Raw genomic sequence first — 19,530 nt, 5'->3', positions numbered from 1 at the left:
TTCACCGCGGCCCAGCGCGCGCCACCACATGTGGACGTTCAGTTCGCTAAACCGTGGTTTTCGACTCCCGATTCGCTGCAAAAGCTGAATCGAGTGAACCGAACAGTCGTTATCCCTCGAAGCCGTCCTCGAATCGGAAGGTACCGTTTCGCTGCACGACCTCCCCGTCCACTTCGATGACCGAATCCTCGCTCATGTCGACGATCATGTCGACGTGGACCGCGGAGTCGTTGGCCTCGTTGCCCTCGCCGACGGTATCGTCGTAGGCCCGGCCGACGGCCATGTGGACGGTGTCGCCCATCTTCTCGTCGAAGAGCATGTTATAGGTGAACCGGTCGATGTCGCGGTTCATCCCGATGCCCAGTTCGCCGAGTCGGCGCGCGCCGTCGTCGGTGTTCAGCACTTCGGTCAGCACGTCCTCGTTCTTCGCCGCCGAGTGGGAGACGACCTCGCCGCCCTCGAACTCGAGGAAGACGTCCGTGATCTCCCGGCCCTGATGATAGAGCGGCATGTCGAAGAGGACCTCGCCCTCGACGCTGTCGGGCTGGGGCGCGGTGAAGACCTCGCCTCCCGGGAGGTTGTGCTCGCCGTGATCGTTCAGCGTCGGGTTGCCCGCGACGGACATCGTCACGTCGGTCGCGTCGCCGCTCTTGATCCGGATCTCCTCGGCGGGATCCATGATCTCGACCATGTGCTCCTGGTGGGCGCGCTGGGCCTCCCAGTCCTTGTTGACGGCGTCCCAGACGAAGTTCTCGTAGCCGTCCGTGCTCATCTCCGCGAGCTGGGCGTTGGCCGGCGCGGGGAACTGCGTGAGACACCAGCGCTTGGAGAGGCGCTCCTCGAGAATCGGGCGATGGGCCTGCTGGTGGGCCGCGCTGATCTCGGGGTCGACGTCGCTGGTCTGGGTGGCGTTGTCCGTCGCTCGAATGGCGATGTAGACGTCCGTATTCTTCACGAGCGCGAGTTCGTGCTCGGGCGTATCGAACTCGTCGTCGGCGGCCCGCAGATACGCGCGCTGCTGTCGCTTTCCGGTTCGCTGGCTGGTCGTAATCGGGTTCGCCCCTCGATCGCCGATCACCTCGTGGAGGGCGACAACGAGGTCCTCGGCGACCGGATGGGCGTCGATGACGACGTTGTCACCGTCCTGGAGATCGACCGAGTGATTGGCGATAATCTCGGCGTGTTCGCGGATTCGCGGGTCCATACCCCGGTATTGACGGGGGGAGGAAAAAACGGTTCGTGATGGGGATCGATCGGCCGGCGACCTGCGCCCGCCTCGAATCAGCGATCGCCGCGCATTCCGTCGCGGAACTCGAGGACGGTCCGTCGGAGGAGGAGATACGCGAAGAAGACGAGCGAGAGGAGGATCAGGACGACCGCGATGATGACGGGATCGTCGGGGACGAGGCCGGTAAGCGTATCCAGCATAGTCGGCCGCTACACTGTCAGCGTGGTTAACCGTTTCGACCTCGATCGGTTGAATCCGCTCGCTAGAATCGATTACTAAAACCGATATTTCAGCTTGCGCTGAGTATAACGTGTGGCAGTTCCTCCGTTCGATTAGGCCTCGATCGCCGGCCCTCCACCGTCCGAGGCACGTCCTCGAGATCGGGGCCTGTCGCCCGTCCCCTGCGACCGCGACCGGCCGTCCGCCGCCTCCCGTCTGACAGCTCGGAGACTGCGGGCGGCCGGCCCCTCTGACATCCCTTTCGGGTCCCCGCTGACAGCACGCGCTCGCCCTGCGCCGCTTTTCCGTCGCGTACTGCATCGGTCGCCGCTCTAGCGGGGCGGACGACCGAGTCGTCGGACTCGCGTCCCGAAGCGGAGAACTGAGCCGCGACGCTCCCCGTTCAGACGGACTGCTGTCAGTCGGTTCCGGCGCGACCGCGAACCGTTCTGCGGATGCACCGCTAAACCGTTCCAGCAGACCGTATCAGTCGCCGCGCTCGCCGACCTTGACCAGTTGCTTGCCGATGTTCTCGCCCTCGAACAGGCCGAGGAACGCGTCCGGCGCATTTTCGAAGCCCTCGACGACGTTCTCGCGGTAGCGGATCTCGTCTTCCGCGATGAACCTCGAGAGGCGCTCGAGCGCCTCGCCCCAGCGGTCCTCGTAGTCGCTGACGAGCAGTCCCTCGACCGTCGCGCGGGTCTGGATGAGCTGTGCGAGCTTCCGCGGACCGGTCGGCACCTCCGTCTCGTTGTACAGCGCGATCTGGCCGCAGACGGCGACTCTCGCGTGGACGTTCAGGCGGGGCCAGACGGCGTCGGTGATCGGGCCGCCGACGTTGTCGAAGTAGACGTCGATCCCGTCGGGACAGGCCTCGTCCATCGCGCTGCCGAGGTCCTCGGTCGTCTTGTAGTTGATCGCGGCGTCGAAGCCGAGTTCGTCGGTGAGCCAGTCGACCTTCTCGTCGCTGCCGGCGGTGCCGACCACGCGCGCGCCGTTGATCCGGGCGAGTTGGCCGACGACGGAGCCGACCGCCCCCGCGGCGGCGGAGACGACGACGGTGTCGCCGGGGTTCGGGTCGCCGACGTCGAGCAGGCCCCAGAAGGCCGTCACGCCGGGCATCCCGAGCACGCCCAGCGCCGTCGAGACCGGCCCGAGGTCCGGATTCACCGGCTGGAGTTCGTCCGCGTCGGCGACCGCGTGCTCAGCCCAGAGGAGGTCGCCGGTTACCACGTCGCCTTCCGCGAACCCGTCGGCCTCGGACTCGAGGACTTCGCCGACGACGCCGGCCTGCATGGGTTCGCCGACGTTCCACGGCTCGGCGTAGGATTCCACGTCGCGCATCCGCCCGCGCATGTAGGGATCGACCGACTGATACAGCGTCTCGACCAGTACCTCGCCGTCGCCCGGTTCGGGCCGATCGACGGTGACGAGTTCGAAGTTCTCCGCGGTCGGTTCGCCGACCGGACGACTAGCGAGTTGCCACTGCCTGGTTTCTGCCATACCCCTTCATGATCGCGCCCCCAAGTCAATATTGGGCTCCCGGAACCCGGTCCGAATAGGGACCGCCGTCCTGATCGGCTGCACGCGAACACCGTTACACCGACGATCACCTCCGCGTTCGGGGGCCTCCCGATGGCGATATTCGTTCTCGGACTGAGCACGATCGCCGTGATCGATCCCGCCGTCGTCCGGCCGGTCGGACTCGTCAGTCTCCGTGCGGATCGCTCGCGTTCACCCTCGTCTCTTTCAGCCAGATCTCGGTGCAGTACCCGGAGAATACGGAACGAGCGAGCCGCGGCTGAACCCGCATATACCGGTGCGAACGGCCCTGTTCCCCCGAATTTCTCGATCGGAACGAGTCGGTGCCTTTATTACTTCCCGGCGCTTCTCTTTAGAAGCAATGGCGAAAGGAACCGTTGATTTCTTCAACGACACTGGCGGCTACGGATTCATCGAGACTGAGGACGCGGACGACGACGTGTTCTTCCACATGGAAGACATCGGCGGCCCGGACCTTGAGGAAGGACAGGAGCTCGAGTTCGACATCGAGCAGGCCCCCAAGGGCCCGCGCGCGACGAACGTCGAGCGCCTGTAAGGCGAATTCGAACTGGTATCGGCACTTGACTGCAGTATTTCACTCCCACTGAGCGCCAGCGCCGTCAAGCGCGGAACGTACATTTGGAAAAATTAATCCGCCAGTGACACGTACGTGCGGCGATGACGGATCGTCCCGACGCTGTCACGTGGTCGCGTCGCGCGTCGGCGTCGAGGGTCGGTCGGCTTTGCCTGTACCTTCAGGTCGGTTTCTTCGGTGGGGTGGCGTTACTGGTGGTGACAGTCGGAATCGCAGTGCTCGTTCTCTCCGCCGTAAACGGCGCGTACGGACAACTCGCACTGCTCGTCGTGTTCCTGCTGATCGGCGGGCCGTTCTCGTTGCTCTACGTGCTCCCGCTGGTCGACGATGAGACGACTCGCTCCTCGGTGCGGGCGTGGGCGGACCGCACCGGTTACGATCGGCTCAGTCCGCTCCCCGCGGCGGTGAGCGTCCTCGTCGGTGCCATCGCGACCGTCGGCTCGGTCGCGGTGTCTCCGCTGGCGCCGCTCGCGCTGTTCCTCGTGGTCACGTTCGGGACGTCGATCGGTACGCAGTTGGTGAACTCCCGCGGAGAGATCGATCCCGAAGGGGGAACGGTGCGCGTGGGCGGTCAATCGTTCGCGCTCGCGGAACTCGCGGCCGTCGGCGTCCGCCGCGTGCCCGGGACGGAGACCGTCGTTCTCCGTCCGTCGTACGCGACCAAGACGCCGGGGGTGACTGCACCGGGGTACGTCACGCTGCCCCGTGACGTCTACGAGGAGGCCCGACCGCTGCTCGAGGCAGCCGCGAGCGAGACCGAGCGGACGACCCGGGGGAGCCGGACCGAACGCGTCGTCCTCGTCGTCCTCGGCGTCGGCGCGCTCGTCGGTGCGACCGGCGCTGCGTTCTTCGGACTCGAGCGGGGCGGCGATGCGCTCGTCCTCTTCACCTACGTCGCACTGATAGCCGGCTGCTTCGGGGTCGGATTCCTCGCGCTGGCCGCTCGAGAACGATGACGCCGTCAACCCGGACCGTTTTATGGATCCGCCACGGACTCGAGGGTGTGGCGGACCCGGTACTGCGCCGCGGCGACGAGATCGAGTACGAGTCGGTCGACGCGGCGGACGGACTCTCGAAGGGCGTCCTGATCGCCGACGACCACGGCGCGCCGAACTTCGCGATTCGGCGGTTCGTCCTCGAGCCCGGCGCGGCGGTGCCGAAACACACCAACGACGTCGAACACGAGCAGTACGTCCTCGAGGGCGAGTACACGGTTGGCCTCGACGACGACGAACACGAGGTCGAAGCCGGCGACTCCCTGCTGATCCCAGCCGGGGCGGTCCACTGGTATCGCAACGAGGGCGACGAACCCGGCGCGTTCATCTGTGCGGTTCCGAACGGCGACGACGAGATCGACCTGCTTGAGTAACGACACGGCCCGTCGGGCGGATCGAGACGAGAGAATCGATCCGACTGCGACTGGTGCCAGCGGTTGTCATACCGTTCTGCAACCGCAACTACTAAACGTCTTTTAGGCACACCTAAATACGATGGGAGAAGCGCAGTCGGTCGAGGGGCACAGATCCGCCCGAGAGCGGGAGGGATGGGTTACCGGGCGGCTCGTCCTCTTTTGTCTGGCGAGTACGGTCATCACCGTCGTCGCCGGACTCGTACAGGTGAGCTTCGGGGAGTACTCGATGACGTTCCTCGAGGCCTGGCAGGCGGTATTCAAACCCAGCGTGATATTCAACCTCCACGCCTGGTCGGCGTTCCTCTTCGGGACGGATCTGCCGGAGATGAGCACCGCGAGCATCGTCGTCTGGACTCTCCGAATGCCGCGGGTATTCGTCGCGATCATCGCCGGCGCGACGCTCGCGATATCCGGTGCGATCTTCCAGGCCGTGACGCGGAACGAACTGGCGAGTCCGTTCGTGCTCGGGGTCAGCTCCGGCGCTGGGTTCGCCGTGCTGGCGACGTTAGTCGTCTTTAGCGGCCTCACGCCGTTCCTGCCGCTGATCGCCGCCCTGGGCGGGACGGTCGCGTTCGTGATCGTCTACACGATCGCCTGGAAGGGCGGGACGAGCCCCGTCCGGCTCGTGCTCGCGGGCGTCGTCGTGAACATGGTCTTTCAGTCGCTCCAGCAGGGGCTGTTCTTCTTCGCGGACGATCTGGGCGTCGTCCAGACGGCGATCGCCTGGCTGACGGGATCGCTCACGGGCACCGGCTGGGAAGAAGTCCGGATCGCGATCCTGCCGGCGGCCGTCGCGATCGCGATCGCGCTCGCCGGTGCGCGGCAGTTGAACGTCCTCATGTTGGGCGAGAGCACCGCTCGCTCGCTCGGGATGCGCGTCGAACGGGTCCGGTTTTCCCTCTCGGCCGTCGCGATTCTGGCCGCGAGTGCCGCGATCGCCGTCGCCGGTATCGTCAGCTTCTTCGGCCTCGTCGTCCCTCACATCGTCCGGAACACGGTCGGTGGGGACTACCGACGCCTGATGATCGGGTGTCTCTTCGCCGGACCCGCACTGATGGTTTCCGCCGACGTCGGTGCGCGACTCGCGCTGGGGGGCACCCAGATGCCCGTCGGCGTCGTCACCGGACTGATCGGCGGCCCGTATTTCCTCTATCTGATGCGGAAGCAGCAATCGATGGGTGAGCTATAATGTCACGCACACAGCAGAACGCGGATCGAGAACAGGAGCGGATCACCGACGACAACGGCAACACGGTCGAGAGCGCACTGGTCGGCGACGACCTCGAACTCAGTTATCCGACGAGCGAGGAGACCATCGTCGACTGCGCGCGCCTCGACATCCCCGAGGAAGCGGTGACCGCGCTCGTCGGACCCAACGGCAGCGGGAAGAGTACGCTTCTGAAGGCGCTCTCGAAGCACCTCGAGCCGAACGCGGGATCCGTACAGATACACGGCGAGGACCTCGATACGTTCAGTCGCAAGGAGCTGGCGCGCGAAATGGGGGTCCTCTCGCAGGAGAACGACTCGCTCGGCTCGATCCCGGTCGAGGACCTCATCTATCACGGCCGCTACCCGCATCGAGGCTTTTTCGACGGCGTCACCGAGGAGGACCATCGAGCGGTCGAACGCGCGATCGAGCTGGCGGGGATCGACCACCTCCGGGAGTCGGAACTGGGTCAGCTGAGCGGCGGGCAGAAGCAACTGGCCTGGATCGCCATGGTGCTGGCACAGGATACCGACGTCCTGTTGCTCGACGAACCGACCACGTTTCTGGACATTCACCACCAGTTCCGCGTCCTCGAGACGATCCGACAGCTCAACGAGGAGAAGGGCGTCACCGTTGCCGTCATCCTCCACGATATCTCGCAGGCGGCCCGGTTCGCGGACTATCTGGTCGCGATGTGCGATGGCGAACTCTACGACTGGGGGCCGCCCGAGGAGGTCGTGACGGAACAGTTGCTCGCCGACGTCTTCGGCGTCGAGGCCACCGTCGAGTACGAGCCCGAACTGCAAGTACTGCCGAAGCGGGCGCTTCCGGACAGCCGGACGTGACGCCGCCAGCCGGAACGTTTTTGTATTTTTAGGCCGACCTAAAGATCGATGGCCGCCGAATCGAAACGGACGAGACGACGCCTGATGAAAACGGGAGCAGCGATCACCGGGCTCGGTGTGACCGCCGGCTGTCTCGGCACGCAGGGGACGGGAGACGGCGAGAGCGAGTACTCCGTCACGATGGAGCCCGTCGGTTCCGTCGAGTTCGACTCCGTGCCCGAGACGTGGCTCCCCTATACGGGGGATTACGCGGACATGGGCGTTGCACTCGGACGAGCCGACGGGCTGGTCGGAATCGGCTTGCAGAGCCGGTACGGGACCCACTACTACGACGAACTGCCGGGCGTCTCGGTCGACCCGGACGACCTGACCGAACTCTGGGACGACGGGACCGGGCAGGAGGTGTTCTACGAACTCGAGGCCGACGTCCACCTCATCGATCCGAATTTCATGATCAACCGGCTTGGCTGGAGCCAGGAAGAGGTCGACGAAATCGCCGACAACGTCGCGCCGTTCGTCGGCAACACCGTCTTCTCGGCCAGTTACGAGTGGCACGACTACCCCCGCTACACTCTCTACGAGGCCTTCGAGAAGGTAGCGGAGGTCTTTCAGGAGCGAGAGCGCTACGAGGCGTTCGAACGGCTCCACGATGACGTGCTGGCCGACGTGCAGTCCCGACTCCCCGACGAGCGGCCCGAGGTCGCGGTCCTCGTCCCCGCCTCGGCCGAGCCGGACGCGTTCTACCCGTACCACATCGAGGACGATACCCAGTCCAAACACTGGGCCGATCTGCAGGTCGACGGCGCGCTCGCCGCGAACGGCGTCGGCGACGCGCAGGCGGCGAGTGGCACCATCGACTACGAGACGTTGCTCGAGATCGATCCCGACGTCATCGCGGTCAGACAGCAGGGGGAGGTCACCGAATCGGACTTCGAGCAGGGGATCGTCTCGTTCATGCGCGATCACGACGTTGCGAGCCAACTCCGGGCGGTCCGGAACGACCGCGTCGTCTACGGCGGCATGACCTACCAGGGGCCGATCATTCACTTGTTCCAGCTCGAGCGGGCAGCACAGGGGCTCTACCCCGATGAGTTCGGCGACGAAGAACTGTTCGACAGGCAGGCCGTCGCCGACATCGTTACCGGCGACAGCTGACACCGATCAGTCAGGCGGCTTCGGAACACTTTTACTGTTTTAGGTTGACCTAAAGGTTGATGAATGAGAAAGGGATGTGGACGCGGCGCAACGTGCTTCGAACGAGCGGGACCATCGCGGGCGTGAGCGCGTTGGCCGGCTGTATCAGCGGTGACGGATCGGACGACGAGGACGATGTCGATCCGTACACGGTCTCGATGCCGCCGGTCGGCGACGTCGAGTTCGAGTCGATCCCCGAGACGTGGGCCGCCGGCACCGCGGATTGGGCAGACATGGGGATCGCACTGGGTCAGGAGCCGCCGGTGGGACTCTATGTCGCGGGGCGGTTACATACGGGGTACTACGACGACATTCCCGACGTGAACGTCGACCCGGACGATATCGAAAAGCTTTGGGACGACGATTTCGGCCCCGAGAAGTTCATCGACCTTGCCGAGAATGTAGACGTCCTCGTCATGGATCCGAACTTCCTCACGGGACGGGCCGACTGGAGCGGCGACGCCATCGAGCGGATCGAATCGACGGGGACGCCGTTCTTCGGGAACAGTATCACCTCTCGGGGCTACTCGTGGCACGATGACTACGACTACCTCACGATGTACGAGGCCTTCGAGAAACTCGCCGAAGTCTTCCAGGAACAGGAACGCTACGACGAGTTCGAGACGCTACACGAGGAGTTCAAGTCGGAACTCGAGACCGTCGTACCCTCGAGCGACCCACCTGAGGCCGCGGTCCTGTACCCGCAGATATCGGAGGACTCGTTCCTCCCCTACATCATCGACGAGTCGACGAGTTACAAACACCTGCGGGACCTCGGAGTCGAGGATGCGCTCGCAAACTCCGACGTCGCGAACTTCCACGAAACCCGCGGATCGATCGACTACGAGACGCTCCTCGACGTCGATCCGGAGTACATCCTGCTTCGCACCGAACAATACCTCAGCGAGGCGGACTTCCAGCAGAACTTCGTCGAACCGATGCAAAGCCACAACGCCGGGCAGAAACTGACGGCCGTCCAGAACGACAACGTCTACAAGACCGTCCCGTTCTATCAGGGCCCGATCATCAACCTCGTCGCCACGCAGCGGTTGGCCCAGCAGCTCTACGGTATCGAGGACGACCTGTTCGACCCGCAGGAAGTCAGCGACATCGTCAACGGCGACTTCTAGGCGAGCGCTCGGTCGAACTCCGCGAGGCGGCGCGCGTTCGGATCGGCCCGGGACCGACGCGCTCGAGTCCGAATCGCTCAAGTACGCCACGCTACTATTCTGTCTCGTGTCGAAGCAGGTCCAGCAGGTCGATACCATCTTCTGTCACGAAACTGGTGGCGACTATCTCGTCGTCGTCCAGCGTGACGGGAAGCGACTGTTCCGCGCGAAACTCGAGCTCTCGGAAACCTCGGCCGGGCCCCGCCCCGCGAAGTTCCGACTCAAAGACGGCTCGAGCGAGGAGCCCCGGCAACCCGACGAGTTCGTCGAACTCGCCCGCCGATCCAAGCGCATCCGCATCTCCGAACAGACCTCGAGCGCGGGTCGCCGTGACCTTCAGGAAATGCTCGCGGGCTACCAGCTCGAGGACAAGGTCAAGACCGTCCGCACTTGCCGCTACTGCGCCGGTGCGGGCCGGTACTCGCCGATCACGACCGAGACCGCCGTCAAAGACGACACCGACTGGATCTGTACGGACTGTGCGAAACGGGAGCTCGAGCGCCAGCTTTCCTTTTCCGGCGGCGGCGAGGTCTCGGGTGCCGCCAAGGAACGCCTCGAAGACCTCATGCTGGAGGTCCAGGACCTAGAACGGATCGTCAACCTGCTCAAGGGACAGCTCGATCCCGATCTGACGAAGTTCGATACCATCTCGGCGACGACCGAGGAGGTCGACCCCGTTCGGACGGACTCGTTGAACCTTCACCCGGGCATACAGAACTTGCTCGAGGACCGATTCGAGACCCTGCTCCCGGTCCAGAGCCTCGCGGTCGAGAACGGCCTCTTCGACGGCGAGGACCAGCTCGTCGTCTCCGCGACGGCGACCGGGAAGACCCTCGTCGGCGAGATGTCCGGCATCGACCGCGTCCTCGAAGGACAGGGGACGATGCTCTTTCTGGTGCCGCTGGTGGCGCTGGCCAACCAGAAGTACGAGGACTTTCAGGACGAGTACGGCCACCTCGTCGACGTCTCCATCCGCGTCGGCGCGAGCCGAATCGCCGACAACGGCAACCAGTTCGATCCGAACGCCGACGTCATCGTCGGCACCTACGAGGGGATCGACCACGCCCTGCGGACGGGCAAGGAGATGGGCGACATCGGGACCGTCGTCATCGACGAGGTCCACACCCTCAAAGAGGAGGATCGGGGCCACCGCCTCGACGGCCTCATCTCGCGGCTCAAGTACACGTGCGAACGGCGCGCGAAGCGCCGCGACGACTATCAGGGGGCGCAGTGGATCTACCTCTCGGCGACCGTCGGCAACCCGACGCAGCTCACGGAAGCGCTCGAGGCCACGCTCATCGAGTTCGAGGAGCGGCCGATCCCGATCGAGCGCCACGTCACCTTCGCGGACGGCCAGGAGAAAGTGCGAGTCGAGAACAAACTCGTCAAACGCGAGTTCGACACCGAATCCTCGAAGGGGTATCGCGGGCAGACGATCATCTTCACCAACTCCCGCCGGCGCTGTCACGAGATTTCGCGGAAGCTCGACTACTCGGCCGCCCCCTACCACGCCGGTCTGGACTACAAGCGCCGGAAGACGGTCGAACGCAAGTTCGGCGATCAGGAGCTCTCGGCGGTCGTCACGACCGCCGCGCTGGCCGCCGGAGTCGACTTCCCCGCCTCGCAGGTCATCTTCGATTCGCTGGCGATGGGCATCGAGTGGCTCTCGGTCCAGGAGTTCCACCAGATGCTCGGCCGCGCGGGCCGGCCAGACTACCACGACGCGGGGACGGTGTACGTCCTCGTCGAGCCCGACACCGTCTACCACAACTCGATGGAGATGAGCGAGGACGAGGTCGCCTTCAAACTCCTCAAAGGCGAGATGGAGTCGGTGATGACCCACTACGACGAGGCCGCGGCCGTCGAGGAGACGCTCGCGAACGTCACGGTCGGCGGCAAGGCCGCAAAGGCGCTCAACGACCGCATGCTCGGCGACGTTCCCACGAAACACGCTATCGGCAAACTGCTGCAGTACGAGTTCATCGACGGCTTCGAACCCACGCCGCTCGGTCGCGTCGTGACCGAACACTTCCTCGAGCCCGGCCAGGCGTTCACCCTTCTCGACGGGATCCGGAAGGACGCCCATCCCTACGAACTCGTCGCGGACATCGAACTCCGCGACGCGGATCTCTGATCGGGCTCGCAGTGCGAGCGATACCCAGTCGACGGCGCTGGAACGCGGCCGAAATCGGTTTCGCTCCTCCTTGGTGGCCGGAACGGTAAAGGACGGGAGGGCCCAATCGATGTCCAACACGGGGCTCATCCCGGTGCTGTCACTATGGACACGACGACGCCAGCCGCTATCGATCCGCCCGCGAACGTGTTGCTCATCCACTCGGGACGGACGGGGCCGGACGCCTGCGAGGAGCTGTGTTACGACGATAGCGACACGGCACATCTCGCGGTCACATTCGCCGACGAGGTGCCCGACTGTCCAGACGAGGATGCGATCGACGGCCCGCTCGGGCAGCTCACGATCGGGAACGTCCTGACCGACGCCGACGACGAATCGGAGCCTGATTTCTCCCGGTCGATCGTCACCGATGCAGTGACCGATCCGACCGACCTCTCCGCGATCGGCGTCTCGATCAGTCGGTTTTGCAAACACTGGGACGAAACCGGCGGGGAGATCACGGTCTGTTTCGACTCGCTCGACGCCCTGCTTCGCCACACCTCGCCGAAGGAGGTCTTCCAGTTCGGGCACGTCCTTACGAACCGGCTCTCGAGCGTCGACGCCTACGCCCACTTTCACTTCGATCCGACGCGCCACGAGGACCGGATCGTCTCGACGTTCGGGACGATTTTCGACGCCGTCGTCGCAGACGACGACGCCGACGAGTCGCTCCCGGAAGCGACGGACGAGGATGTCGCCGCACTACTGGCCGAGTGGGACGAGGCGTCGACGGTCGACACCGGATCCGATGCGGTCTCCGAAGCGACCGACGAGGACATCGCGCGTCTTCTCGGAAACTGAGACGGACTCCGCTCCGTCAGTTTCGGCGCACCTGGGACCCGCCAGACGGGTGCGCCGATGTATCGGGACGCCAGACCGTCTGCGTCGACGGCTCGACGCCGATCAGCGCGACTCACGGAACGAAGGCGATACCGAACAGCGAGAGCGCGAGCACGAGCAACGAGCCCGGAACGCCGCCGATCGCGACGATCGCCACTGTCAGGGGCGTCACCGCTACTCCGACGCCGAAGACGACCTGGGCGAGGTACAACACCACGAGTCCGCCCACCGCGTTGACGATGAAGGGTCTCGCGACCTCGATAAGTTGTGCCGCCACGAGGACGAGTACCAACACGAGAATCAGCAGCAGCATCTCGAGTCCGGTCATGACCGGCGCTATTACGGCATCGGGCAAAATCGTTCGGACCGGAACGAAACGCTTTATGACGTGGGCGCGATTGGAGTAAATACGGGATCGTGGGTTAGCTTGGTATACTTCGGGCCTTGGGTGCCCGTGACCCCGGTTCAAATCCGGGCGATCCCATACTGCATACAAGTAAAGCGGCCGTCTTTGCCGCTTTACTTCAGTCGTTCTCACATCACGTAGCAGCCGCTTTCTGGTGGAGGTCGGCGTGACGGTCGCGCCCTGGCCGTCGGTCGACAACTCGACCTGTCGTAACTGCGGAGCCCACGTTACTGACCACTTCTCGCGGGTTTTCGGTGACAACTGCAACCGAGCCCACCGCTGCGGTGACTGCGATACGTACGCGGGACTGAGCCGCGGCTCCGCTGCTGGCGTCGGCGTTTCGATTCCGGATCCGGAGACATCGCCCGGTCGTCACGGAGCGGAGACCGAGGTGTCGCTGGTTCGTTCCGGCGAACCAGTTGTACGATGTCGGGAGCCGGACGCCCATAGCCCATCCGGCCCAGCAAGCGACTGACGAGGAGGTTCGGCGAGCGCTCGAGGACCGAGAGATTCGTGCCGACGGTGGACAGTCCTCGAGCGATACCCATCAGCGCTATGACGGTGTTTCTAACGTTGGAACGGGCGCTGCTGGTGCGAATGAATCGGATCTCTCTGTGCGATCGAGTCGAGGTATTTATCGATTATCTCGAATCGGACTGTACGCGAACGATTCGCGACGCACGAGAGGGCCCGCTATGAGCGTCGATATCGAGAGCGACGATCGTGATCTCGAGACCGAACTGGCGAACCCCGCCGGATGCGGATCGATACGACTCTTTCCCGGCTGAAGGCCGACAGCTTCGAGGATCACGTCACGATCACCAGTGAGACCCTCGAGAAGTGGTCGAAGTCGGGCAACGATCCGACGGCGCTCCGCGGGATCGAGCTGACCTGGAAGACTCCCGGCGGAACCGAGACCGGATTCGTCGGCGCTGTCGCCGATCGCTGAACCGGCCCGGATAGTGGTAACGTCACCCCTTCGTTTCGTTTGCGCAACCTCACTTTCGTTATCGACTGATTTTCACAAGCTGGGTTGTTTTCGGTCGGGGTAGCCGCGGCGATCGCCGCGACAGCGCCGCAACGCCTTCGGGGTCGTTTCGCGCTTCGCGCGAAAACCACCCTTGGCGGGTGTCGCCAGTGCGACAGCGCCAAAAAATCACAGCGCCCCGTCCCCACCCCCGCACGCAGAACTCCAGTTGTAGCACACGAAACGATGGTCAGTGGTTCTGTACTATCAGAGTGCGAGTCAGCGTTCAATATAGGATACTTATCTGCCGTCGCGCAGTGATAGCTACGTTGCTACCACCGAAGTTTATTCCATGAGACGTAGCTAAGGGAGCGCATGGATACTCCCGAACTTGTCTGTTCTTCGTGTGGGCGGACGTATACCGGTCAGTGGCGGTGTGAGTGTGGCGGCGTCCTTGACTTTACTCACCAACCGCTTCCGGCGTCCGACCGGCCAGATCCCGGTCAGTTCGATACGCGAGACGGACTCTGGTCGTTCGATATGTTCATTCCTGTTGAGAAAGGTCCCTCTCTCGGCGAAGGGATGACGCCGCTGATTTCGTCATCGACATGGGATGCTCAGTTTAAACTCGAATACGTCTCGCCAACGGGTAGCTTCAAGGATCGAGGTGCAACCACGACGATCAGCCATGCGATCGCGTGTGGCGCAGATCGAGTCGTCGAAGATTCATCAGGGAACGCAGGGGCTGCAATCGCAACCTACGCGGCTTGCGCTGGACTCGACGCAGAGATTTACGTTCCAGCCTCTGTAAAAGACGCGAAGCTCCGAGCAATCGAACGGGCCGGTGCAACGCCTGTTCGAATCGGAGGCGGACGTCAAGCCGTGACCGATGCATGCATCGAGGCTGTTGAATCGGGCGATGCGTGGTACGCGAGTCATTCGTGGAGTCCAGCGTTCTTTGCAGGGACGGCGACGGCCGCGTATGAAGTCGCACTCCAACGTGACTGGAACGCCCCTGATGCGGTCGTGATGCCGCTCGGCCATGGAACCCTGTTCCTGGGGGTGTACCGTGGATTCAAGGCGTTGTATGATGCGGGGTGGATTGATTCGGTTCCACGTCTGCTCGGCGCGCAAGCCGCGGGATATGCGCCGATCGCGAGCGAACTCCAGGTGGTCCCCGAGGGTGAGAACGATGTCGCAGATGGCATCCAGATTCGGGAGCCAACGCGAAAACGACAACTTCTGGATGCGATTGCTGAGACCGACGGTGATGCGATTGCGATTACGGAAGATGCGGTGCAAACGGAGTTAGATCGACTCCACGATCACGGATTCTACGTAGAACCGACGTCAGCGATTGCACCTGCGGCACTTTCGGTATATCGAGAACGGGAAACGCTTGGGCCAGATGCAGACGTGGTGATGCCACTCACGGGACATGGATTGAAAACGTAACCGGACGGAACGTTCATCGATACGTTCGCACATGCACTTACCGAGTCGTTCAAACGAGTTGTGGCTGAATAGAACCCCGCGAAATACCGTGTCGGTGTGACCGCGTGGGGTCGCACGTCGACAAATCCCGTTCCGCGAATATGCACACGAGACGCGAATCCTCGCGTGCATATCTCGAGTCGCTCGGTCGTTCGAGACCGCGTTCTTCTCTGGATGACCGACACGTTCCACTGGTTTTGGGCCGAAATGAGCCGTCCAGTGAGCCGAAAAAACGAGGATTTCGGGGGTCGTGTGTACGAGTATGCGAATCAGAACCGACGGCGACTATGCGAACCGACAGGACGCGATCGAGCAGGCAGCCGACTTCTACGACTGTAACGAGACGAAAGCTGTGGTAAGCGCTTGCGACGACGTGCCGAAGCCCGTCCAGGCGTCCCGCCAGGTCCTCGAGCGCGACGACCTCACGCTCGAGCAGCGCCGGGAGATCGCCGAGCCCCTCTCGACTCGAGCGGTGGCGTTCGAAGCGGATACCGAGATCGCCGCCACTACGGAGTGAATTCTCGTCTCGAGAAGCGCCGGCCAGGGGCCAGCGCCGGAGCCCCACCCCATAGGTGATATGTTGTGGGAGGTTTGAGATCGTTTTTGACGATTTGGCCAGTGACTTTCAAGCCGGAACGATCTCAGGGCGGCGAGGTTCCGTCTGTCTCGCAGTCGGACGGATTCAGTCGGACGACCGAATCCTCATCCCCGCCACCTACCTCTTCGAGCTACGCAGAGATAGTCTTGTTGATAATATGCCACCTACCGAAACAACCAATAGTAATAACCAAAAATTACCAATTGCCTCCGCCCCTTTCCCCTCACCATTCGGAGGCACCCCCCACCCGCCGTTTTGTCAAGAAATGGTATCGAGTGTAATCTTCGCCTGTTCGGTCCCACGGTGATCACCGCCACCGTGCCACCGGAGCAGCGGGCGATCGCTCGAGCAGCCCATCTTCTCACGGAGGATCGTACAACCTGAGCGCCCATGTGGTCGGTAGACGACGAAACAGTACCAGCCGTCGTGACGCCGGAGTTTCTCGTGGTACTCCCGATAGATCTTCCAGTTACCGGGCTGGCCGTCGGAATGCTCGTGCATCGTGCTCTTACCCTCGACGGGCGTCCCGTTCCCGAATCTCGCGTCGTACCAGCTCGCCCGCTCGAGACCGAACTCAGCAGGGGCGTGACCGTCTCCATGTCCGTGTAGTCCTCGATGGTCGTTTGGCCGTTCGTGACCCACGCGGTGATCACGGTGATCATCGAGGAACCCGCAGGTGATCTCTGTGGCCTGCGAACCGTACAGAACGCCGTCGAACCCGGTGTTGAACGGCGCGCCCAGGCTGAACGTGCCGACCGCCGCGACGGAGATCGTCGCGGGAACGAACAGCGGCGCGAGCACGCTGTCAATCAGATCTATGCCGTCTTCGCGCCGTACCGCCGATGGGACAGCGTTTGATGGGAGGCTAAGTGCCATCCGACCGGTTGTCACCCCCTCCCGTCGAAAAGGTCGGAAAACCAAGGTTCACCAACGTTTGTACCAAGGCGGGTTGCCGCCGATGCATGGCGCTGAACGAACCCAGACGCTTGGACCAGAATTCGCTCGGAATCATCCTGCCGAAAGACAGTCTCCGGGTTGAGGGGATACTTGACGAAGATGGTGGTCTCAAGGGAGAGCATTACCTGCATATCCGCCACATCGGTGACGGTGAGTGGACTGTTGAGTTCGTCGAAGGAATTGACGCGTGATGAATGATTTACTCGAGGAGGCCAGACGAGAGCAACGCTAGGCACTCGCCAGGCTCGACGAGACGAAGGCTAATCGATGAGTGAGGCTGTGGATGGGGTTCTTAGCTCTGAGCGTTTGAAGACAAAATAATCCCCTCAGAATCAACTAGTTAGTTAGATATCTGTCTGAAGGACATTCTCTTCGCCATCATCATTGATACCGATGATATTCGAGCCCTTATTACAATAGAACTCTCCGCCAACTGTGTCCGTACTTTGACCATTTGGATCCGAACACTTGACAGTTGCAGTGTTATCTCCCATCGAGGTAACCGTCACATTATAACTACTAGTACTTCCGGCACTAGTGTTGTTTGAAAGATCGAGGCCTGCCTGTGCTGGTGCGCTCTGATTCGAACCCATGTCTAGCACGAACGCCGCGATCACAGCAGCGAGAATTACAGTTATCGCCACCATCAATATCACTCCAATGACGGGTGAAACGGCTCGCTCCTCGTCGTTCCCAACCAGCTTGTTACGGTAATTTTTCAGATCCATCGTTAGATATCCGTCTGAAGGACGTTTTCTTTACCCTCATCGTTCACACCGATGATATTCGAACCTTCAGAGCAGTGGAACTCCCCACCTACTTCACTCGTCTCTTGGCCACTCAGGCTGCTGTCCGAACATTTGACAGTTTGGGTGTTATCTCCCATCGAAGTGACCGTCACATTGTAGTCAAAACTTCCGCTAGTATCGTTACTGATGTCGAGCCCTGCTTGGGCCGGTGCACTCTGATTCGAACCCATGTCCAGCACGAACGCTGCGATCACTGCCGCCAGAATGACGGTAATCGCAACCATGAGAATAACCCCGATAACTGGGCTCACTGCACGTTCATCGTCCGATCCAATTAGCTTCTGCCGCACTGATTTCCCATCTATCATTTGAATCACGCACCGGCCGTGAACGGTGAGAAGTCTTATCTACCACCTCGTGGAACCGAGGATCGCAGTTAGGGGGATTGGAACCATCCTCGCCTTACTTTCTCGAGCCGCCGTCGTCCGATGCCTAATAGCCACGAGTCAACCAGCCCTATATATGTTTAAGGGATAGTGAAGCTCATTCCCACTGAAAAGACTTTCAGAACTGAGAATCAGCGGGTACTATCTCGGTTCCAGTGGGTCCTTGAAGCCACGCAGTCTTGCGATTTTATAATTTCCGACCGAGACGATGCGAATTTGTCGGCTCGAGCACACGGTGGGGGTATGCCACCTGACGGACCGCTCGTCACCGAGGCCGACTTCGCGCGCACCGACGACGGTGGGCCTACGACGACGCATGGACGGCGGTGCAACAGTATCGACGGGTCGCCGCCTGCCGGATCGATCATTCTGACACAGGTATACGGCGATCTCGAACCGACTCGAGATCTCGCTCGGTCACGTCCGCTCGTGGATCGACTACGAGCGCACCCCGAACGTGGTGGCCGGCCTTCGGGCAGCCCGCGAGCGCGGGTGGATCGATCTCACCGACGAAGACGATTAGTTTAGCGCGCTCAACGCGCTCTTCGCGAACGTGTATTCGGGCGGTTCGATCAACAGCGAGAACTGGCAGCCGCTATTCGTGCTGAACGAGCGCGGCTTCAATTCGCACTGTTTCGATGTGCTCGAGCTCGCGGGTGTCGGTTACACGGTTCACGAGGATGCCGACGAGATACGCGGCCCTGTCGTCCGGCCTGTCGAGGATGGCGCGGTCCTCGGTCGGGTACTCCACGTACTCGGTACGCCGATCGGGAAAAATCGGAACTCGAGGGTTTTTCACTTCCGTGGCATCTCGAGGATGCGCCCATAGATGTCCGTGAGACGTTCGTCTACTGCTATCTGGTGAACTGTGCGTATACGGACCCGTCGAGCGAATCAATGCAGATTATCGAAGAACGGTCACAGTCCTACCGCGAAGAGCTGGCAGCGTTGATTCAATCGGTTGCCGGCGAACCCGTTACGGCCGGCGACGAATCGGTGACGATCTCGGCGGACGCAACTCGCTCGCTCGGTCACCTACCCGAACACCGTCTCTCGCCCGACGAAGCGGAGTGAGCGGTTTCGGACGCTATTTTCCAACTCTTCGGCCTCGAGTTCTCCCTCGAGATACTCACGGCCGCGGTCGATGATCCGGTACAGTCCCTCGTCGACGCGATCGACGAGTCCAGCATCGCGAAGCGTTCCGAGCCGCGTACTCTGATAGTGTCGCGAGTAGTCGATATTCGCCTCCAGAACGCGAGGGGAACGGATCAGATCGGTGTCCGCGAGGGTCTCGAGGATGCGAATCATTCGTTCGAATAAACCTGGGACGAACAGTCAGTTTCTAATTCGAATACTGGTGATTCCGCTGGGGTGTCAAAACGTGTCGTGAAAACTGAGTGCCGAGGATCGAGGCATATGGGTTCGGGGCGTGACGCTCTCCGGTGCTAGCCGGTGGCGGGGCCCACACGGAGTATGGTCACAATGGCCAC

The 19,530-nt window shown here is 62.3% G+C and carries 21 protein-coding genes, 1 tRNA gene and 3 pseudogenes; 15 read left to right on the top strand and 10 right to left on the bottom strand.

What is annotated here, in order from left to right:
• Positions 1 to 109: 109 nt before the first annotated feature.
• The 3 genes from AC0QDI_RS12060 to AC0QDI_RS12050 form a co-directional block, all read right to left on the bottom strand.
• Positions 110 to 1,204 (bottom strand): aminopeptidase, encoded by a 1,095-nt coding sequence (locus AC0QDI_RS12060; RefSeq protein WP_474668450.1) that lies wholly within the window; start codon positions 1,202 to 1,204, stop codon positions 110 to 112.
• 77 nt (positions 1,205 to 1,281) lie between these two features.
• Entirely contained in the window at positions 1,282 to 1,428 is a 147-nt protein-coding gene (locus tag AC0QDI_RS12055; RefSeq protein ID WP_474668448.1) for a DUF7859 family protein, read from the bottom strand.
• A 505-nt stretch (positions 1,429 to 1,933) separates the two neighbouring features.
• The gene (locus AC0QDI_RS12050) at positions 1,934 to 2,950 is read right to left on the bottom strand and encodes an NADP-dependent oxidoreductase (RefSeq protein ID WP_474668446.1); all 1,017 of its coding nucleotides are present in this window, start codon (positions 2,948 to 2,950) and stop codon (positions 1,934 to 1,936) included.
• 400 nt (positions 2,951 to 3,350) lie between these two features.
• Between AC0QDI_RS12050 and AC0QDI_RS12045 the strand changes: the two genes are divergently transcribed.
• The 9 genes from AC0QDI_RS12045 (at position 3,351) to AC0QDI_RS12005 (ending at position 12,384) form a co-directional block, all read left to right on the top strand.
• Positions 3,351 to 3,545 carry a cold-shock protein gene (locus AC0QDI_RS12045; protein WP_005554588.1) on the top strand — a complete coding sequence of 65 codons (195 nt, stop codon included), beginning with the start codon at positions 3,351 to 3,353 and terminating at the stop codon, positions 3,543 to 3,545.
• 236 nt (positions 3,546 to 3,781) lie between these two features.
• The gene (locus AC0QDI_RS12040) at positions 3,782 to 4,540 is read left to right on the top strand and encodes a hypothetical protein (RefSeq protein WP_474668444.1); all 759 of its coding nucleotides are present in this window, start codon (positions 3,782 to 3,784) and stop codon (positions 4,538 to 4,540) included.
• Positions 4,541 to 4,587: 47 nt separating this feature from the next.
• The gene (locus tag AC0QDI_RS12035; protein WP_474668442.1) at positions 4,588 to 4,953 is read left to right on the top strand and encodes a cupin domain-containing protein; all 366 of its coding nucleotides are present in this window, start codon (positions 4,588 to 4,590) and stop codon (positions 4,951 to 4,953) included.
• Positions 4,954 to 5,074: 121 nt separating this feature from the next.
• The gene (locus tag AC0QDI_RS12030; protein WP_474668440.1) at positions 5,075 to 6,184 is read left to right on the top strand and encodes a FecCD family ABC transporter permease; all 1,110 of its coding nucleotides are present in this window, start codon (positions 5,075 to 5,077) and stop codon (positions 6,182 to 6,184) included.
• Entirely contained in the window at positions 6,184 to 7,047 is an 864-nt protein-coding gene (locus AC0QDI_RS12025; RefSeq protein ID WP_474668438.1) for an ABC transporter ATP-binding protein, read from the top strand. Before AC0QDI_RS12030 ends, AC0QDI_RS12025 begins: the two co-directional genes overlap by 1 nt.
• Before the next feature lie 48 nt (positions 7,048 to 7,095).
• A complete protein-coding gene (locus AC0QDI_RS12020; protein ID WP_474668436.1) occupies positions 7,096 to 8,202 on the top strand; it encodes an ABC transporter substrate-binding protein in 1,107 nt (368 codons plus the stop codon).
• Between the two features lie 59 nt (positions 8,203 to 8,261).
• Positions 8,262 to 9,371 (top strand): ABC transporter substrate-binding protein, encoded by a 1,110-nt coding sequence (locus AC0QDI_RS12015; RefSeq protein ID WP_474668434.1) that lies wholly within the window; start codon positions 8,262 to 8,264, stop codon positions 9,369 to 9,371.
• Positions 9,372 to 9,477: 106 nt separating this feature from the next.
• Positions 9,478 to 11,544 carry a DEAD/DEAH box helicase gene (locus AC0QDI_RS12010; protein ID WP_474668432.1) on the top strand — a complete coding sequence of 689 codons (2,067 nt, stop codon included), beginning with the start codon at positions 9,478 to 9,480 and terminating at the stop codon, positions 11,542 to 11,544.
• Positions 11,545 to 11,688: 144 nt separating this feature from the next.
• The gene (locus tag AC0QDI_RS12005; protein WP_474668430.1) at positions 11,689 to 12,384 is read left to right on the top strand and encodes a DUF7504 family protein; all 696 of its coding nucleotides are present in this window, start codon (positions 11,689 to 11,691) and stop codon (positions 12,382 to 12,384) included.
• Positions 12,385 to 12,496: 112 nt separating this feature from the next.
• Here the strand turns inward: AC0QDI_RS12005 and AC0QDI_RS12000 are convergent, their stop codons facing one another.
• The gene (locus tag AC0QDI_RS12000) at positions 12,497 to 12,751 is read right to left on the bottom strand and encodes a pro-sigmaK processing inhibitor BofA family protein (protein WP_474668428.1); all 255 of its coding nucleotides are present in this window, start codon (positions 12,749 to 12,751) and stop codon (positions 12,497 to 12,499) included.
• An 83-nt stretch (positions 12,752 to 12,834) separates the two neighbouring features.
• Here AC0QDI_RS12000 and AC0QDI_RS11995 point away from each other — a divergent pair.
• The 5 genes and pseudogenes from AC0QDI_RS11995 (at position 12,835) to AC0QDI_RS11975 (ending at position 15,807) form a co-directional block, all read left to right on the top strand.
• A tRNA-Pro gene (locus AC0QDI_RS11995) sits at positions 12,835 to 12,907 on the top strand.
• An 88-nt stretch (positions 12,908 to 12,995) separates the two neighbouring features.
• Positions 12,996 to 13,304: a DUF7563 family protein gene (locus AC0QDI_RS11990; RefSeq protein WP_474668426.1), complete on the top strand. Its 309-nt coding sequence runs from the start codon at positions 12,996 to 12,998 to the stop codon at positions 13,302 to 13,304.
• A gap of 258 nt (positions 13,305 to 13,562) precedes the next feature.
• Positions 13,563 to 13,778: pseudogene (locus AC0QDI_RS11985) on the top strand (DUF7845 domain-containing protein); the annotation flags it as partial.
• A 393-nt stretch (positions 13,779 to 14,171) separates the two neighbouring features.
• Positions 14,172 to 15,251, top strand: a complete 1,080-nt coding sequence (locus AC0QDI_RS11980; RefSeq protein WP_474668424.1) for a pyridoxal-phosphate dependent enzyme — start codon at positions 14,172 to 14,174, stop codon at positions 15,249 to 15,251.
• 301 nt (positions 15,252 to 15,552) lie between these two features.
• The gene (locus AC0QDI_RS11975; protein ID WP_474668422.1) at positions 15,553 to 15,807 is read left to right on the top strand and encodes a DUF7692 domain-containing protein; all 255 of its coding nucleotides are present in this window, start codon (positions 15,553 to 15,555) and stop codon (positions 15,805 to 15,807) included.
• Between the two features lie 339 nt (positions 15,808 to 16,146).
• Here AC0QDI_RS11975 and AC0QDI_RS11970 read toward each other — a convergent pair.
• Together AC0QDI_RS11970 and AC0QDI_RS11965 are read right to left on the bottom strand one after the other, a co-directional pair.
• A pseudogene (locus AC0QDI_RS11970) lies at positions 16,147 to 16,461 on the bottom strand (PD-(D/E)XK family putative nuclease); the annotation flags it as partial.
• A 150-nt stretch (positions 16,462 to 16,611) separates the two neighbouring features.
• A pseudogene (locus AC0QDI_RS11965) lies at positions 16,612 to 16,764 on the bottom strand (hypothetical protein); the annotation flags it as partial.
• An 86-nt stretch (positions 16,765 to 16,850) separates the two neighbouring features.
• Between AC0QDI_RS11965 and AC0QDI_RS11960 the strand changes: the two are divergent.
• Entirely contained in the window at positions 16,851 to 17,036 is a 186-nt protein-coding gene (locus AC0QDI_RS11960) for a DUF8053 family protein (protein ID WP_474668420.1), read from the top strand.
• 153 nt (positions 17,037 to 17,189) lie between these two features.
• Here AC0QDI_RS11960 and AC0QDI_RS11955 read toward each other — a convergent pair whose 3' ends face one another.
• From AC0QDI_RS11955 to AC0QDI_RS11940, 4 genes are all read right to left on the bottom strand, one after another.
• A complete protein-coding gene (locus AC0QDI_RS11955; protein ID WP_474668418.1) occupies positions 17,190 to 17,573 on the bottom strand; it encodes a type IV pilin domain-containing protein in 384 nt (127 codons plus the stop codon).
• A 2-nt stretch (positions 17,574 to 17,575) separates the two neighbouring features.
• On the bottom strand, positions 17,576 to 17,962 hold the full coding sequence (locus tag AC0QDI_RS11950; RefSeq protein ID WP_474668416.1) for a type IV pilin domain-containing protein: 387 nt from the start codon (positions 17,960 to 17,962) through the stop codon (positions 17,576 to 17,578).
• A 673-nt stretch (positions 17,963 to 18,635) separates the two neighbouring features.
• Positions 18,636 to 18,791, bottom strand: coding sequence for a hypothetical protein (locus AC0QDI_RS11945; RefSeq protein WP_474668414.1), 156 nt, complete (start codon positions 18,789 to 18,791; stop codon positions 18,636 to 18,638).
• Positions 18,792 to 19,075: 284 nt separating this feature from the next.
• Positions 19,076 to 19,348: a MarR family transcriptional regulator gene (locus AC0QDI_RS11940; protein ID WP_474668412.1), complete on the bottom strand. Its 273-nt coding sequence runs from the start codon at positions 19,346 to 19,348 to the stop codon at positions 19,076 to 19,078.
• Between the last annotated feature and the right edge of the window lie 182 nt (positions 19,349 to 19,530).

It is taken from the genome of Natrinema sp. LJW11, assembly GCF_056135975.1.
Note: the sequence above shows the minus strand (reverse complement) of the source record. Positions and strands in the feature narration are given on the sequence as shown.

Excerpts from the sequence above, each read along its gene's own strand:
- AC0QDI_RS12060 (WP_474668450.1), bottom strand. The coding sequence starts at position 1,204 with ATGGACCCGCGAATCCGCGAACACGCCGAGATTATCGCCAATCACTCG.
- AC0QDI_RS12055 (WP_474668448.1), bottom strand. The coding sequence starts at position 1,428 with ATGCTGGATACGCTTACCGGCCTCGTCCCCGACGATCCCGTCATCATC.
- AC0QDI_RS12050 (WP_474668446.1), bottom strand. The coding sequence starts at position 2,950 with ATGGCAGAAACCAGGCAGTGGCAACTCGCTAGTCGTCCGGTCGGCGAA.
- AC0QDI_RS12045 (WP_005554588.1), top strand. The coding sequence starts at position 3,351 with ATGGCGAAAGGAACCGTTGATTTCTTCAACGACACTGGCGGCTACGGA.
- AC0QDI_RS12030 (WP_474668440.1), top strand. The coding sequence starts at position 5,075 with ATGGGAGAAGCGCAGTCGGTCGAGGGGCACAGATCCGCCCGAGAGCGG.
- AC0QDI_RS12025 (WP_474668438.1), top strand. The coding sequence starts at position 6,184 with ATGTCACGCACACAGCAGAACGCGGATCGAGAACAGGAGCGGATCACC.
- AC0QDI_RS12020 (WP_474668436.1), top strand. The coding sequence starts at position 7,096 with ATGGCCGCCGAATCGAAACGGACGAGACGACGCCTGATGAAAACGGGA.
- AC0QDI_RS12015 (WP_474668434.1), top strand. The coding sequence starts at position 8,262 with ATGAATGAGAAAGGGATGTGGACGCGGCGCAACGTGCTTCGAACGAGC.
- AC0QDI_RS12005 (WP_474668430.1), top strand. The coding sequence starts at position 11,689 with ATGGACACGACGACGCCAGCCGCTATCGATCCGCCCGCGAACGTGTTG.
- AC0QDI_RS12000 (WP_474668428.1), bottom strand. The coding sequence starts at position 12,751 with ATGACCGGACTCGAGATGCTGCTGCTGATTCTCGTGTTGGTACTCGTC.
- AC0QDI_RS11980 (WP_474668424.1), top strand. The coding sequence starts at position 14,172 with ATGGATACTCCCGAACTTGTCTGTTCTTCGTGTGGGCGGACGTATACC.
- AC0QDI_RS11975 (WP_474668422.1), top strand. The coding sequence starts at position 15,553 with ATGCGAATCAGAACCGACGGCGACTATGCGAACCGACAGGACGCGATC.
- AC0QDI_RS11960 (WP_474668420.1), top strand. The coding sequence starts at position 16,851 with ATGGCGCTGAACGAACCCAGACGCTTGGACCAGAATTCGCTCGGAATC.
- AC0QDI_RS11955 (WP_474668418.1), bottom strand. The coding sequence starts at position 17,573 with ATGGATCTGAAAAATTACCGTAACAAGCTGGTTGGGAACGACGAGGAG.
- AC0QDI_RS11950 (WP_474668416.1), bottom strand. The coding sequence starts at position 17,962 with ATGATAGATGGGAAATCAGTGCGGCAGAAGCTAATTGGATCGGACGAT.
- AC0QDI_RS11940 (WP_474668412.1), bottom strand. The coding sequence starts at position 19,348 with ATGATTCGCATCCTCGAGACCCTCGCGGACACCGATCTGATCCGTTCC.